Origin of the sequence: Micromonospora sp. NPDC047465, assembly GCF_040643125.1 — a bacterium.
Taxonomy (GTDB): Bacteria; Actinomycetota; Actinomycetes; order Mycobacteriales; family Micromonosporaceae; genus Micromonospora.
Genome location: NZ_JBEYTP010000037.1, coordinates 49,971 through 64,496, shown reverse-complemented (window position 1 = coordinate 64,496; position 14,526 = coordinate 49,971). Strand labels below are relative to the sequence as shown.

General features: G+C 73.8%; 16 protein-coding genes. 8 read left to right on the top strand and 8 right to left on the bottom strand.

The window, feature by feature from the left end:
• Positions 1-115: 115 nt before the first annotated feature.
• Together ABZ793_RS26975 and ABZ793_RS26970 are read right to left on the bottom strand one after the other, a co-directional pair.
• On the bottom strand, positions 116-823 hold the full coding sequence (locus tag ABZ793_RS26975; protein ID WP_357462002.1) for a DUF4386 domain-containing protein: 708 nt from the start codon (positions 821-823) through the stop codon (positions 116-118).
• Complete coding sequence (locus ABZ793_RS26970) at positions 820-1,587, bottom strand: SDR family NAD(P)-dependent oxidoreductase (protein WP_357462001.1); 768 nt, start codon at positions 1,585-1,587, stop codon at positions 820-822. The genes ABZ793_RS26975 and ABZ793_RS26970 overlap by 4 nt, the downstream gene beginning before the upstream one ends.
• A 69-nt stretch (positions 1,588-1,656) precedes the next feature.
• On the opposite strand from ABZ793_RS26970, the gene ABZ793_RS26965 reads away from it, so the two are divergent.
• Positions 1,657-2,139, top strand: a complete 483-nt coding sequence (locus tag ABZ793_RS26965) for a MarR family transcriptional regulator (RefSeq protein ID WP_357462000.1) — start codon at positions 1,657-1,659, stop codon at positions 2,137-2,139.
• A 152-nt stretch (positions 2,140-2,291) separates the two neighbouring features.
• On the opposite strand, the gene ABZ793_RS26960 is transcribed toward ABZ793_RS26965, so the two are convergent.
• Together ABZ793_RS26960 and ABZ793_RS26955 are read right to left on the bottom strand one after the other, a co-directional pair.
• Positions 2,292-2,984: a response regulator transcription factor gene (locus ABZ793_RS26960; protein WP_357461999.1), complete on the bottom strand. Its 693-nt coding sequence runs from the start codon at positions 2,982-2,984 to the stop codon at positions 2,292-2,294.
• The gene (locus ABZ793_RS26955) at positions 2,981-4,153 is read right to left on the bottom strand and encodes a histidine kinase (protein ID WP_357461998.1); all 1,173 of its coding nucleotides are present in this window, start codon (positions 4,151-4,153) and stop codon (positions 2,981-2,983) included. Before ABZ793_RS26955 ends, ABZ793_RS26960 begins: the two co-directional genes overlap by 4 nt.
• A 133-nt stretch (positions 4,154-4,286) precedes the next feature.
• Between ABZ793_RS26955 and ABZ793_RS26950 the strand changes: the two genes are divergently transcribed.
• Positions 4,287-4,913 carry an SAM-dependent methyltransferase gene (locus tag ABZ793_RS26950; protein WP_357461997.1) on the top strand — a complete coding sequence of 209 codons (627 nt, stop codon included), beginning with the start codon at positions 4,287-4,289 and terminating at the stop codon, positions 4,911-4,913.
• Between the two features lie 884 nt (positions 4,914-5,797).
• On the top strand, positions 5,798-6,055 hold the full coding sequence (locus ABZ793_RS26945) for a TMEM175 family protein (protein WP_357461996.1): 258 nt from the start codon (positions 5,798-5,800) through the stop codon (positions 6,053-6,055).
• 180 nt (positions 6,056-6,235) lie between these two features.
• On the opposite strand, the gene ABZ793_RS26940 is transcribed toward ABZ793_RS26945, so the two are convergent.
• The gene (locus tag ABZ793_RS26940; protein ID WP_357461995.1) at positions 6,236-6,907 is read right to left on the bottom strand and encodes a hypothetical protein; all 672 of its coding nucleotides are present in this window, start codon (positions 6,905-6,907) and stop codon (positions 6,236-6,238) included.
• A 127-nt stretch (positions 6,908-7,034) separates the two neighbouring features.
• Here ABZ793_RS26940 and ABZ793_RS26935 point away from each other — a divergent pair, with 127 nt between their 5' ends.
• A complete protein-coding gene (locus tag ABZ793_RS26935; RefSeq protein WP_357461994.1) occupies positions 7,035-7,304 on the top strand; it encodes an SDR family oxidoreductase in 270 nt (89 codons plus the stop codon).
• 112 nt (positions 7,305-7,416) lie between these two features.
• Here the strand turns inward: ABZ793_RS26935 and ABZ793_RS26930 are convergent, their stop codons facing one another.
• Complete coding sequence (locus ABZ793_RS26930; protein ID WP_357462007.1) at positions 7,417-8,316, bottom strand: 5'-3' exonuclease; 900 nt, start codon at positions 8,314-8,316, stop codon at positions 7,417-7,419.
• Positions 8,317-8,401: 85 nt separating this feature from the next.
• A complete protein-coding gene (locus tag ABZ793_RS26925) occupies positions 8,402-8,629 on the bottom strand; it encodes a hypothetical protein (RefSeq protein WP_350705396.1) in 228 nt (75 codons plus the stop codon).
• A gap of 116 nt (positions 8,630-8,745) precedes the next feature.
• On the opposite strand from ABZ793_RS26925, the gene ABZ793_RS26920 reads away from it, so the two are divergent.
• Complete coding sequence (locus tag ABZ793_RS26920) at positions 8,746-9,843, top strand: DUF4037 domain-containing protein (RefSeq protein WP_357461993.1); 1,098 nt, start codon at positions 8,746-8,748, stop codon at positions 9,841-9,843.
• A gap of 16 nt (positions 9,844-9,859) precedes the next feature.
• On the opposite strand, the gene ABZ793_RS26915 is transcribed toward ABZ793_RS26920, so the two are convergent.
• Positions 9,860-11,128, bottom strand: a complete 1,269-nt coding sequence (locus tag ABZ793_RS26915; RefSeq protein ID WP_357462006.1) for an MFS transporter — start codon at positions 11,126-11,128, stop codon at positions 9,860-9,862.
• An 84-nt stretch (positions 11,129-11,212) separates the two neighbouring features.
• Here ABZ793_RS26915 and ABZ793_RS26910 point away from each other — a divergent pair, with 84 nt between their 5' ends.
• The 3 genes from ABZ793_RS26910 to ABZ793_RS26900 all read left to right on the top strand — a co-directional run bounded on the left by ABZ793_RS26910 (position 11,213) and on the right by ABZ793_RS26900 (position 14,469).
• Complete coding sequence (locus ABZ793_RS26910) at positions 11,213-12,094, top strand: winged helix-turn-helix transcriptional regulator (protein ID WP_357461992.1); 882 nt, start codon at positions 11,213-11,215, stop codon at positions 12,092-12,094.
• 120 nt (positions 12,095-12,214) lie between these two features.
• Positions 12,215-13,330 (top strand): Xaa-Pro peptidase family protein, encoded by a 1,116-nt coding sequence (locus ABZ793_RS26905; protein WP_357461991.1) that lies wholly within the window; start codon positions 12,215-12,217, stop codon positions 13,328-13,330.
• A complete protein-coding gene (locus tag ABZ793_RS26900; protein WP_357461990.1) occupies positions 13,327-14,469 on the top strand; it encodes an acyl-CoA dehydrogenase family protein in 1,143 nt (380 codons plus the stop codon). The genes ABZ793_RS26905 and ABZ793_RS26900 overlap by 4 nt, the downstream gene beginning before the upstream one ends.
• Positions 14,470-14,526: the final 57 nt, after the last annotated feature.

The window sequence follows — 14,526 nt, the reverse complement described above, 5'->3', positions numbered from 1 at the left end:
CGTCCGGGTACTTACGAGGGGCGGGCACAGAGAACCTCCTGGTCAGGGCCTATAAGACCACGATCGAAAGTCTCCGAGCTACCGGGGGAACCTCATTTCCAACAGCCGGCAAGTTTCAGTTTCTGACGTTCTCGGCTCTGGACGGTCGTTGCCGGGGGAGGCGGAAGCCTGCGGTGATCAGCCAGGCGAGGCCGGTGAAGCGGGCGATCGGTAGGAGGATGGCCGCGTTGTCGATGAGCAGGCTCAGGGTGGCGATTTCGGCGACGGCGGCGATGATCAGGCCTGACCAGGCAAGCCAGCGTGGCAGTAGCCGGGCGAGGAGGCCGGGCACTGCCACGCCGGCGATCAGCAGACCCAGCGGCACCACGTGCCCGACGCCGCCGGTGGCGAAGGTGAGGTATTGCAGAGCGCGCACGAGGGCCGGTTCGTCGAGCACCTCGGGTTGGGAGGTGACCCAGCCGAGCAGGCCGCAGAGGGCGAGGAATCCGGCGGAGAGAGTTCCGCCGATGAGCGCGATGGTCGCGCCGGGTGCCCGGACGCCGAGTTGGTGCAGGCGCGCGGACGCGGTCGCGGCGTAGATGGCCAGCGGGATGGCGGCGGCGAACTGCAGCGCCGCGCTGACCTGCACCGCGGACTGATGATCGCGGAAGTACGCCAGGATGTCGGCTGCGGGGCCGTACGGCGACGGGTAGGGCTTGCCGCCGGCGAGCAGGGCGCCGAGGACGAGGCTGGCCATGAACAGGGCCGTGAACACGACGGCGAGGACGCCGAGCGGTGGCCCGGTTTGGTGGCGGCGGCGCTGGGTTGCGTTTGTGGTGGTCATGCGATCACCCGCCCGCCGGTCAGGTCGAGGGTGACGCCGGTGATCCAGGACGAAGCGTCGGATGCCAGGAACAGCATCGCCTCGGCGACGTCGTCGGGCTCGCCGATGCGCCCCAGCGGGAAGTGCCGGGCCAGTTCGTCGAGCTGCTGAGTGCTCATTGCTTGCTCCATACGGTCGTTGCGGACAGCGGACGGGGCCAGGCAGTTGACCCGGACGGCATGCTGGGCGACCTCGTTGGCGAGGTGTCGGGTGAACATGACGACACCGGCCTTCGCGGCCGCGTACGCGGCGTTGGCGTGGCTTGGTTGGCGTCCAGCGCTGGAGGCCATGGTGATGATCGCGCCGCGTCGGTGGCGGACCATGCCGGGCAGCACCTCGTGCACGGCGAGAAACGTCGAGGTCAGTTCCGACTCCACCGTCGCGCGCCACCGTTGGGCGTCGAGGGCGACGGTAGGTACGGGTCGGCCCTGCCCGCCGGCGACGGTGGCGAGGATGTCGACCGGACCGAAGGCGGCCTCCACCTTCTCGCGGATGCGGCGCACGGTGGTGGCGTCGGTGACGTCACCGGGCACGGCGATGGCCTGGCCGCCGTCGGAGGCGATGCGGGCCACGACGCCGGCGAGTGCCGCCTCGTCCCGGCCGTTGACGGCGACCCGCACGCCGTTGGCGGCCAAGGCGCGGCAGGTCGCCGCGCCGATGCCGCGTGAACCGCCGGTGATGAGCGCAACCCTGCCGGCCAGATCGGGATAACGGGTGGCTGGCATTCCAGATCTCCCTTCTCGCGGGTGAACAGTTCAGCCGCGTGAACCATTCACTGGGTGTAACATATCTGGGTGACCTCACGACGGCAAGCCCGCCCCACCGGAGCGGCGTTCCTGGTGGCTCAGCTCGGCGCACACGCAGCCGAGCGATTCGCCCAACGGGTGAAGGAACTCGGGTTGACCCCGGCCGACGTCGGGCTGCTGCGCATGATCGCCGGCCAGCCCGGGCGAAGTCAGCGGTCGCTCGCGACGGACCTCGGCGTCGTACCCAGCCGGGTGGTCGCGCTCGTCGACAGCCTCGAGCGCAAGGGGCTCGTCGAGCGGCGGCCCGGCGAGACCGACCGCCGCCACCACGCGCTGCACCTCACCACCGATGGCGAGCAGGTGCTGATGCGGATGCGGTCCATCGCCGCCGCCCACGAAGACGACCTCTGCGCCGCCCTCAGCACCGACGAGCGCACCCAACTCGCCAGCCTGCTGCAGCGGATCGCCGACCAGCAGGGACTCGTCCCACACGTGCACCCCGGATACCGAAACCTGAGCGCCCCGCGGTGACGACCACCTCAAGCCGTCGGTCCCCAACCACCCGGTGACCGACATCCTGTGACCTGACACCAGACGCTCCAGCAGGAAGCCAGGAGAGTCACGCCGACCAGCGTGCCGCGCCGGGGTGGCGTCACCGGTCCTCCGGGTGGCCGGCCGTCTCTTTAGGGTCCCCCCGCACCCGGCACGGGGTTGAAGTCGTCGTCGACCAGACCGAGCCGGTGCGCCAACACCGCCGCCTGCACCCGGTTGCGCAGCACCAGCTTCTCCATCGCCGCGGACACGTGCGTCTTGACGGTGGTCACCCCCAGATGCAGCCGCGCGCCGATCTCCGCGTTCGACAGCCCAGCGCCGACCAGGGCCAGGACCTCCCGCTCCCGGGCGCTGAGCAGCCGCAGCGCCGCCGCCGACCGGTCGGGCTCGCGCTCCCGGTCGTGGGCGGCGAGCGCCCGGCGCAGGACCCGGGCCAGCACCGGCGGCGCCAGCAGCGCCTCCCCCCGCGCCGCCCGGCGTACCGCGTCCACCAGTTCCTCCGGGGCGCCGTCCTTCACCAGGTAGCCGATCGCGCCCACCCCGAGCGCGCCGTACACGTTGACGTCGTCGGCGAACGTGGTCAGCACCACCACCCGGGCGGACGGCTGCCGGTCCAGGATCCGCCGGGTCGCCTCGATGCCGTCCATCCTGGGCATCCGCAGGTCCATCAGGATCACATCCGGCCGCAGCCGTTCGGCGAGGCGGACCGCCTCGTGGCCGTCCCCGGCCTCACCCACCACCTCGAAGCCACCGGCCGTCCGCAGCAGCAGACCGACCCCGGCCCGGACGAGCGTCTGGTCGTCCACCACGAGCACCCTGATCACGTGTTCTCCCTGATCGGTAGCCGGGCCCGCACCTGCCAGCCACCGCCGTCCGTGGCCGTCGCGGCGAGCGTGCCACCGAGCAGGCCGACGCGCTCCCGCATCCCGTTCAACCCGTACCCGGACGCGGGCAGCACGGGACGCCGCTTCATCGGCCCGCTGTCCAGCACCTCCAGCAGCAGCGCACCGTCGACCACCCGGACGTCCACCGAGGCGATCGCCCCGGGCCCGGCATGTTTGAGGGTGTTGGTCAGCGCCTCCCGCACCACCCGCGCGGCCGTCGTCCCCACCACCAGAGGCACCCGGTCCAGTGTGGCCGGATCGCCCACCTGGACCGTGACGCCCGCCTCCCGTAACCGTCGGGCGGCGTCCCGGATCACCTGCGCCGGCTCCACCTGGGGGTCGACCGGCTCGACCGCCTCCGGGTCCCGGAGCACCTCCAGCAGCTCCCGCAGCTCGTCCAGCACCTGCCCGGCCGTGTCGCGCAGCTCGCCGAGGGCGGAGACCGCCTCCTCGGTCCGGCCCGTGTGCTGCACGGCGTACCGCGCCGCGCCGGCGCGCAGGGCGATCGCCGCGATGTGGTGGGCCACGATGTCGTGCAGGTCCCGGGCGATGGCCGCCCGCTCGGCGAGCCGGGCCGCCCGCGTCTCCGCCGCCCGGCGCTCCTCCACCCCCCGGGCACGCTCCTCGGCCGCCACCGCGGCGTGCCGCACCCCGCGCAGGTACCGACCGAACGCCACCGGCGCAGCAACGACCCCGGCCAGCATGATCAGGCGGATCACGCCCGTACCGCCCGAGAGGACCCCGGCGTCGCCCTGCTGCAGGACGTCAACCAGCGTCACCCCGAGGAAGAGGACGTACGCCGCCGCCGTCGAGGCCCGGCCGCACCAGTACGCGACGTAGCCCAGCGCAACCGCCGCGGCGAGCTGCGCGGTGCCCGCCCCGGCCGGCGCCACCGCGTCGGCGACGAACAGCAGCGCCGACTCCGCGAACAGCACCGGCCAGGGCCACCGCCGTACGGCCACCAGGGCGAGCCCGGCGAGAACCGCGAAGACCCCCGCCCACCCCTCGCGGGCCGTCCCGGGCCGGGCGAGCCAGGTGCTGGCCAGCCCGAGGCCAGCCGTGACCAACCCGAGCAGCAGCTCCCGCCACCAGCCGCGTCGCCCACCCATCACCTGGCCAACCATACGGAGGGCCGGCGCCCCCGCCGGCCCTCCCATCGGCCGCCATGCCTCCTCCAGGTGGCCGATACGCCGACCGCCGGCACGAGCCCCGCCCCGCCGTCCCGCACCTAGCGTCACCGGCGTGACCAGCGACGCGCCGACCTTCCTCGCCCAGTTCATCCGACACCCGCTCACCACCGGCGCGGTGTTGCCCAGCGGGCCCACGCTCGCCCGGGACATCACCGCCGCGGTACCGCGGGTGGGGCATCCCCTGGTGGTCGAGCTCGGGCCGGGGACCGGGGCATTCACCCGCACCATCCAGGAACGGCTGGCCGGCCGCGGCCACCACCTGGCGGTCGAGCTCAATCCGACGTTCGCCACCGGCCTGACCCGTCGGCACCCCACCATCGAGGTGGTACGCGCCGACGCCGCCACCCTCGGGGAGTTGCTGGCGGAACGCCGGCTGGTCTCCGCCGACGTGGTGATCAGCGGGCTGCCCTGGGCCGCCTTTCCCGCCGCGCGGCAGCGGGCGATCCTCGACGCCGTGGTCGGGTCGCTCGGCGCTGGCGGCGTGTTCACCACCTTCGCGTACCGGCACGCGCTGCCGACCCGCCCGGCGCGGCGCTTCCACTCGCTGCTGACCAGGGCCTTCGACGAGGTGACCGTGGGCCGTACCGTGTGGACCAACCTGCCGCCGGCCCTGGTCTACCACTGCCGCCGACCGCTCCACCTCGCCCCCCGGCACGCGGACCGTCCGCCGGCAGGGTAGCCAGACCGCGGCGTCTGGCTGGACCGACAGCCGATCGTGCTTTCGGTCCAGCCAGCCTGGTCGTCGAGCGGGACAACTTCCCAGCCGCCGTCGGGCCACTTCACCCGCCACTCAGGGCAGTCCTGTCGTGTGAGGAGCGGCCGTCCGACGAGCATTCAAGTGGTTCAATCACGGGTCAGACGCTCAGCGTGGTCGGTTTCCTCCGTTGGGACGTCGCTGTGTCGACTGCTGCGCAGCCGCCACCGAGTGGTTGTGTCGTCCGGGCCCCGCAGCTCGCCGCTGGACAGCGCCAGGTCGATGCGTTGGCGGACGACATGTTCCATGTCGGGCTCGACAGCGAACAAGATTCTCAGACGCAACTCGCCATCGACCCAGTCCGCGTGACTGTGGTGCGGCGCCAGGGGGCACGGCGGCTCATGATCCCAACTTCCACACAACTCCGCCGTGATCGCCGCCCCCGGAGCCCGCAGATCTGCCCCCGGCTCCATGACGAGGACTGCCTCGTGAGCGAACGCCTGTCGCACGCGCTCAGTGTCCCAGGAGGCTTCGCGCCGCAGGCGAGGAACCTCCGGAACGTGCCTGAGCAGCAAGCCTGCCAGTGAGCTGTTCAATCCTGACCCGGAGCGGCGTGACGGTTCACCATAGGGATACGCACCCCGGCGGCCGGCAAGCCCTTGGCCCACCAATGGAGGTAGCGGCGGTAGGCGGTGCGCTCACGCTTGTCGAACAGGTCCGGGCGCCGGCGACGTAGACGTCCGTGAGCAGGGTGGGCAGCACGTCGCCGTTACGGCGGAACGCGGAGGCGCGTTAGTCATGACTGAGGGTGCCGAGTCCCACCAGCCGACCTGGAGCGTGGCCGCTACCGGTACTGGAAAGGGCAGGAGTTGGAACGCGGTGGCGGACGCGCCGAGGCGTTCAGCGATACGGTCATTGCGATCGTCCTGACTCTGATGGCCATCGAGCTGCTCCGACGACAGGAAGAAGGCGGCGACGAGCTCGGCGCGTCGCTGTTGCGTGGATGGCCCGCCTACCTTGCCTACGCGATCACCTTCACGATCGTCGGGCAGGTCTGGCTCACCCACCACAACATGTGGCGCTACGTCGAGCGTGGCTGTCCAACCTTGGTGCCACGACGTCAGTAGGTGGCCAGCGGGTGAGGGATGCGGGCGGTCGAGCGCACAGTCTGCCGATCCGCAGGCCCTCGCCGTCGCAACCGGTCTCCGCCGGGTCAGCCACGGCGAACTCGACGGTGGCCAACCGCATCAGCCACGCTCATCGCTTGGGCCTGCTCGCAGCTCTGAGGCTGCCTTCCGCAGTCCCGCTCAGTCGAGCGCCGACTCACCGCCCGGGTATGCGAAGGACGAGCGCGGTGAATAGAAGCCCCAGACGATTTCGAGCGGCTCAGCAGGGCGCAGGGCGTAGACCGAGTGGTCGGGTGCCAGGAATTCCACCGACTCGATCTCGAAGGGGTCGACCGGCTCCGCCACGAAGGGGTAGTTCCCGCTCAGCAGCCTGCCGTCGAGTCGAGTGAGGTAGCGGAGCTGTCCACGGTTCACGGCATCACCGGTGCGGCCGACCCGGGCCGTCGTGCGGATCACCGGTACGCCGTCCGCCTCCGTGGTGGCGACCAGCCGGTGCCCCTTCACCTCGATCGTGGTGGTACCCGCGCTCGCCGGCACGCCCCGGGTGGCGGCGTAGTCGCGGACCACCGGGCTGGAGTTGAAGTAGTGCGTCCACCAGCGCCCGGGGGTCACCCCGTCCGGTGCGTCGACTCCCGACAGGTCCGGACCGAGATACGTCAGCGAGTAGGCGCCGAAGCCGGACGTCTGCACGGCGTCGTCAACGACGTACTGGTTCATGAAGACCTGCCGGTTCGGGGCCGGCTTGAGGCCCTCCGGCACCAACGCGGCAACCGCGTCGGGGTCGGCCGGAACCCAGCCGAAATAGATCATCCGGCTGTTCACCACGAGCTGCGGTGCGGCGAGCTCAGTCACGAGAACCCCTTCCACGCATCCGATCGGTTGCCACGAGGCTACGTGCCGCACACCGCATAGACACCGACGGATTGGCGACACCGGCGGCGCCGGCAACGGTCGCACCGACGGCCGTTTCCGATCGGCCTTGGCCTTGCCGAGACCGCCGCTCTGGTCGAGGCTGAGGGCCGGCGAGTCCGCGCGGACAGCCGATGTGCGTGACCAGGCCGCACTGGATGCCGTGGGCGCCGAGGCGACCGAGAAGTTCGGCGGGATCGACATCCTGGTCTCGAATGCCGGCATCGCGAACCAGAACCCCGCTCTGGCTGCGGAGAACCCGACCCTCGACGACGTGGCCCGGGTCGTCGGCGGCCTGGCGCTGCTGCCCGTGGATGCGGGCCTGCTCGCGAAGTGCTGACCCCAGGACCGACGCCTAGATCCCAAGAGCCTCGACGGTGTGGGATTCGAGGTTGGCCTCGAATCCCACACCGGGACGCGCGGGCCAGCCCTGGTGACCGCGCGGACATGGGTCAGGCGCGCTGGGCGAGTGCGTCGACCAGACGGCGCGCCGAGCCGGCCAGGTTCCACTCGCCGGCCAGCTCCAGCAGCCGGTCCGGGTCGGCCGGGGCGCTGGGCAGCGCGGTGGCCAGCTCGGGCAGCGGCACGTCGAGGGCGACCCGGACCACCTTCGGCGCCACGGCCAGGTAGTCGCGCGCGGCGGCGAGCTTGGTGCGCAGCCCGGGGGCGAAGCCGGAACCCGGCTCGTCCAGGGCGGCCAGGATGCCCGCGATGTCGCCGTAGCGCTCCACGAGCCGGGCGGCAGTCTTCTCGCCCACGCCCGGCACCCCGGGCAGCCCGTCGCTCGGGTCCCCGCGCAGGGCGGCGAAGTCGGCGTACCGGGCGGCCGGCACCCCGTAGCGGGACCGCACAGCGGCGTCGTCGCAGTCCTCCAGCTTGGCCACGCCCCGCCCGACGTAGAGCAGCCGCACCGGGCGGGCGTCGTCGACGAGCTGGAACAGGTCCCGGTCGCCGGAGACCACCTCGACCGGCGCCGGCTGGGTCACCGACAGCGTGCCGAGCACGTCGTCGGCCTCGTAGCCGGCCGCGCCGACGTGGGTGATGCCGACGGCGTCGAGCACCTCCAGGATCAGCGGCACCTGTGGGCTGAGCGTGTCGGGCACCACCTCGCCGCCCTCGGGCGCCAGCCGGTGCGCCTTGTACGACGGCAGCAGCGCGACGCGCCACTCGGGTCGCCAGTCATGGTCCATGGCGCAGACCATCCGGTCGGGCTGGCGGGTGCGGATCAGGGCCGCCAGCATGTCGAGGAAACCGCGCACCGCGTTGACCGGGCTCCCGTCGGCGGCGCGGGCCGCGGACTCGGGGATGCCGAAGAAGGCCCGGAAGTAGAGGCTGGGCGCGTCGATGAGCATGATCGGGGGTTGCTGTGCCACGCCCGACAGCCTGGCACACCGCACCGACGTTCGGGGGGTACGGCACGGCGGGACAGCCCGGCGGTCAGGGGCGCTCGTCGCTGGAGTAGAGCGTCTCGCGGCGGGCCAGGTACTGCACCGCGTAGCTCGCGACCAGCAGCGCGACCGCGAGCGCCACCTCGATCCAGGCCGCCGTACCGTTGGCGATCGTCAGGCCGACGATCAGCAGCACCAGGCCGGCGACCGCGAGGATCCCGGACCAGAGCAGCCGGCGGCGACGCGCCGCGGCGCGGTCCGGGTCGTTCGGTGCCACGGCTGTCGCTCCTCTCCGCCGGCGAGGCGCTCGCGGCTCCAGGCTATCGGCGCGACCGGCCGGCCGCGCCGGAACCGTGCTGCGAGCGCCCCGACGAGGGGCGCAGACTGGCCGGTGTGACGTTCGTTCCCGGCCTGACGCTCGGCCGACGGTTCCACGACGAGGTGCTCGCGCCGATCCTGCGCCGGCGCTTTCCCGGCCTGCGCTACGCGGCCGGCCTGCTCGACGGCGGCTCGGAGCTGCTCGGGCTGGACACCGCGCGCTCCACGGACCACGACTGGGGGCCGCGGGCGCAAATCTTCGTGGCGGCGGCCGACGCGTGGCGGATCCCGCGACTGCACGCCGCGCTGGACGCCGACCTGCCGGCCGACTTCCTCGGCTGGCCGACCCGGTTCGCCGGCCACGGCCGCCTCGGCGTGGTCGACCCTGCGGGCGTCCGGCACGGAGTGAAGATCGACGAGATGGTCGGCTGGTGGCGCGACCGGCTCGGCTTCGACCCGGCCGCCGGGGTCACCACGGCCGACTGGCTGGCCACCCCGACCCAGCGGCTGGCCGAGGCGACCGGCGGCGAGGTCTTCCACGACGGCCTCGACGGGGCGCTCACCGGGGCGCGGAGGGCCCTGCGGTGGTACCCGGACGACGTGTGGCGGTACGTGCTCGCCGCCGGGTGGACCCGCGTCGCCCAGGCGGAACACCTGCCCGGCCGCTGCGCCGAGGTCGGCGACGACGTCGGCAGCCGGGTGGTCACCGCCGGGCTGGCCCGGGACGTGATGCGGCTCGGCCTGCTCCTGCGTCGCCGCTGGCCGCCGTACGACAAGTGGCTGGGCACGGTGTTCGGCCGGCTGCCCGGCGCGGGACCCGTGGTCGCGGCCCTGGCCGACGCGCTGGGCCCGGGGGACTGGCCGCGCCGGGAGGACGGGCTGGTCCGGGCGTTGGAGACCGTCGCCGCCTGGACCGACGACACCGGGCTGGCGGCGCCGGTGCGTGCCCGACCACGCCCCTTCCACCGCCGGCCCTTCCTGGTCCTGGACGCCGGCCGGGTCGCCGCCGCACTGCACGCCGCCGTTACCGACCCGGCCCTGCGCGCGCGACCGCCGGTCGGCGCGGTCGACCAGTTCGTCGACAGCGTGGACCTGCTGACCCACGCCGACCGGGCCCGCCGGCTGGCCGGCGCGCTGCCCGTCGTGCCGGACGTGCCGGACGGGCCGGACTGAGCGCGGGGTCAGGCCGTCAGCGGCCCGCCGGCACGGGGCTCGCCCGGCGGTCGCCGGCCGCCCGGTCGTGGTCGGTGAGGTCGCGCAGGCGCCGGACGGGGGACAGCAGCAGCGCCAGGGGCGCGCAGACCGCCGCGAACGCGAAGACCAGCAGGGTGGCGCGGGTCCCCGCGACGCCGGCGAGGGCGCCCGCGAGCAGGCCACCGACCGGGATGGCTCCCCAGGAGACGAACCGGACGGTCGCCATCACCCGCGAGAGCAGCTCGGGCGGGCTGGCGATCTGCCGGTAGGTCCGGGTGGTCACGCTGAGCACCACGACGCCGGCCGCGAAGACGACGTTGCCGACCGCGAAGGCGACGTACGCCGGCCAGCCGGTGCCCCAGGGGACGACGAACGCGCCGCCGACCGACACGAAGCCGGCGACGACCAGGGCCCGGGCGGTCCCGATCCGGGCAGTGATCCGGGACGTCAGCGCGGCCCCCACGAGCGAGCCGATCCCTTCGACGGCGAGCAGCAGGCCGACCAGGCCCGCCGGGGCGTGCAGCTCGCGCACCAGGTGCAGCGGGTAGAGCGCGAGCTGCGCCCCGCAGACGAAGTTCACCGCCGTCGCGGCCCACATGCCGGGGCCCATCACCGGGTGGTACGCCACGTAGCGCCAGCCCTCGCGGATCATCTCCCCGACCGGCGGCCAGCGGTCCGGCGCGTCGACGCGGCGGGCGGGCAGGGAACGGAGCAGGGCCGCCGAGACGAGGTAGCCGGCGGCGTCGGCGAGCAGGGTCGGCACCGCGCCGAGCGCCTGCACCGCGAGGCCGCCGAGCGGCGGCCCGCCGAGCTGGGTGGTGGCGTGCGTGGCGGAGGTCAGGCTGTTGTGGGACTGCAGCTGGTCCCGGTCGACGATGCTCGGCAGGAAGGTCGAGTTGGCCACGTCAAAGAGCACCGTGGCGAAGCTGACCACCAGCGCGGTGACCACCAGGTGGGCGACGGTCAACCGGTCGAACCACCACGCGACCGGCACCGACGCGACGGCCAGCGCGCGGGCCAGGTCGGCGCCCACCTGCGTCCCGCGCAGCGGCAGCCGCTGCGTGAGGACGCCGGCCGGCAACCCGATCACGAGCCAGGCGACGTAGCTGGCCGCCGCGATGAGGCCCATCTCGAACGCGGTGGCGTCGAGCACCGTCAGCGCGGTCAGCGGCAGCGCCACGGCGCCGACCGCCGACCCGACCGCGCTGGTCGTGCCGGCGGCCCACCACCGCCAGAACACCCCGGCTGCATGCCCGACGCCCATGTCGTCCGCCCCCGTCCGCGAGCCAGTGAGTTCCAATTTGAAACGGACTATAGTCGAGGGCGACGGAGCGGACGGGGGTGGGACGTGCGGCGGGCCGACCTGGCGGACGCGGACTGCGGCATCGCGCAGGCGCTGGGCGTCCTCGGCGACTGGTGGACGTTCCTCATCGTGCGCGAGGTCGCCGGCGGGACCACCCGCTTCGACGCGCTCCACCGTGAGCTGGGCGTCAGCCGGAGGGCGCTGACCGAACGCCTGGCCGGGCTCGTCACGCACGGCGTGCTGGAGCGACGGCCCTACTCGGCGCACCCGCCCCGCTTCGACTACCTGCTCACCGCCAAGGGCGAGGGCCTGTTGCCGGTGCTCATCGCCCTGCAGGACTGGGGCAACCGGTACGTGATGGGCGACGGCGACCTCACCGCGACCGCCGACGCCGCCTCCGCCGAGGCGCGCCGCGTGCACGACCTGGTCGGCCGGCGGCTGCCCGACGTCGTCCTGCCCGGGCACGACGGCCGGCCAGTCGCGCCGGCCGACGCGCGGGGCTGGAGCGTGCTCTACTTCTTCCCCGGGGCGTTCGCACCCGGGGCGCGGGCCCTTCCGCCGGGCTGGGGGGAGATCCCCGGCGCGGCCGGCTGCACGTTGGAATCCACCAGCTACGCCGCCCGACACGCGGACTTCCGGGCCGCCGGCGCGCGCGTCCTCGGAGTGAGCACCCAACGGCCCGACCAACTCGCCGACTTCGTGGCGCACGCCGAGCTGCCCTTCCCGCTGCTGTCCGACCAGGACGGCCGGCTCGCGGCAGGGCTGTCGCTGCCCACCTTCCGGGCCGGCGGCGTCGAGCGGTTCAAGCGCCTGACCCTGCTGGTCGGCTCCGACGCCGTCGTCCGCGCGGTGCAGTTCCCGGTGTCCGATCCCGCCGGCTCCGTCGACGAGATGCTCGCCCTCGTCCGGCGCCGGGCCGCCTCCTGAGCGTCCGGCCGGGAAGTGCCCGTCGGCGCGTCGGGCCGCCGCCCGCGCCTCGTCGGGGAGCGCCCGCCGGAGCGCCGGGTGGGCTGGGTCGGTGCCCGAACGACCGTTAAGCTGGCCGGTGTGGGATCCGAGAAGCTGTACCCGCCGCAGCGGCTGGCCGCCGCGCAGCGCGCCACCGCCGCCGCCGGGCTGGACGCGCTGCTGCTCACCCCCGGCTCAGACCTGCGCTACCTGACCGGCTACGACGCGCACGCCGGCGAGCGCCTGACCTGCCTGGTACTGCCCGCCGAGGGCGAGCCGACGCTGGTCGTGCCCACCCTGGAACGGCCGGCCGCCGAGGCGTCCCCGGCCCCGGCCACCGGCGTGCGGATCGTCGACCACGCCGACGGCACGGACCCGTACCCCCTCGTCACCGCCGCCCTCGGCGGGCCGGTGGCGGCGGTCGGGCTGGCCGACCGGATGTGGGCCGAGCAGGTCCTCGCCCTGCGCGCCACGCTGCCCGGCGCCACCCAGCGGCTGGCCTCCGAGGTGCTGCGCGAACTGCGCATCCGCAAGTCACCGGCGGAGGTGGCGGCGCTGGCCGAGGCGGGCGAGGCGATCGACGCGGTGCACGACCGGATGGGGGAGTGGCTGCGGCCGGGGCGCACCGAGACGGAGGTCGCCGCCGACATCGCCGCGGCGATCCGGGCCGCCGGCCACGTCACCGTCGACTTCGTGATCGTCGCCGCCGGCCCGAACGGCGCCAGCCCGCACCACGGCACCTCCGACCGGCCGATCGGCGCCGGCGAGCCGGTGGTGGTGGACATCGGCGGCACGATGCCCTCGGGCTACCGCTCCGACTGCACCCGCACCTACGTCGCCGGGGGTCCGCCGCCGGCCGAGTTCGCCGACTACTACGAGGTGCTGCGCGCCGCCCAGGCGGCGGCGGTGGCCGCGGTCCGCCCCGGGGTGACCGCCGAGGCCGTCGACGCCGCCGCGCGGGAGCCGATCGCCGCCGCCGGCCACGGCGCGGCGTTCCTGCACCGCACCGGCCACGGCATCGGCCTGGACGGCCACGAGGAGCCGTACGTGGTGGCCGGCAACGCCCGCCCGCTGGAGGCGGGGATGGCGTTCTCCGTCGAACCGGGCATCTACCTGGCGGGCCGGCACGGCGCCCGCATCGAGGACATCGTCGTCTGCACCACGGACGGCGTGCAACGGCTCAACACCACCCCCACGGAGCTCATCGCGCTATGACTGTCGACCGGATCCTCCCCACCGACGAGGCCCACGACCTGCTCGATCTCGCCACCGAACTCGCCGACCGGGAGCTCGCCCCGAAGGCGGCCGGGTTCGAGGAGCGCGCCGAGTTCCCCCGCGAGGTGCTGCGCACCCTCGGCCGGGCGGGCCTGCTCGGCCTGCCGTACGCCGAGGAGCACGGCGGTGCCGCCCAGCCGTACGAGGTCTACCTGCAGGTGCTGGAGATCCTGGCCAGCCGCTGGCTCGCGGTCGCCGAGGCGGTCAGCGTGCACACCCTGTCCTGCTACCCGCTCGCCCAGTTCGGCACCGACGAGCAGCGCAAGCTGCTGCCGGACATGGTCGGCGGGGAACTGCTCGGGGCGTACTGCCTCTCGGAGCCGCAGGGCGGGTCGGACGCGGCCAGCCTGACCACGAAGGCCGTACGCGACGGCGACTCCTACGTCGTCACCGGCACCAAGGCGTGGATCACCCACGCCCGGGTCGCGGACTTCTACAACATCTTCTGCCGCACCGGCGGGCCCGGCCCGAAGGGCATCTCCTGCCTGCTGGCCGACCGGGGCACGCCGGGCATCACCCCGCAGGCCGCCGAGCGGACGATGGGCCTGCACGCCTCGCCGGTGGCACAGGTCGCCTTCGACGACGCCCGGGTGCCGGCCGAGCGGCTCATCGGCGGGGAGGGGATGGGCTTCACCATCGCCATGTCCGCCCTCGACTCGGGGCGCCTCGGCATCGCCGCCTGCGCGGTGGGGCTGGCCCAGGCGGCGCTCGACTACGCGGTGGGCTACGCGAAGGAACGGCAGCAGTTCGGCCGGGCGATCATCGACTTCCAGGGGCTGGGCTTCACCCTCGCCGACCTGGCCACCCAGATCTCCGCCGCCCGGGCGCTGATGCTCTCCGCGGCCCGGCTGCGCGACGCCGGCCGGCCGTACTCGATCGAGGCGGCGAAGGCGAAGCTGTTCGCCACCGACGTGGCGATGCGGGTCACCACCGACGCGGTGCAGGTGCTCGGCGGCGCCGGCTACGTGACCGACCACCCGGTGGAGCGCTACATGCGCGAGGCCAAGGTGCTGCAGATCGTCGAGGGCACCAACCAGATCCAGCGGCTGGTCATCTCCCGGGCGCTCGCGAAGGGCTGACGATGCCCCGACGGGCCGGCACGACGCGTACGCCGCGTCGTGCCGGCGGGGGTGCGT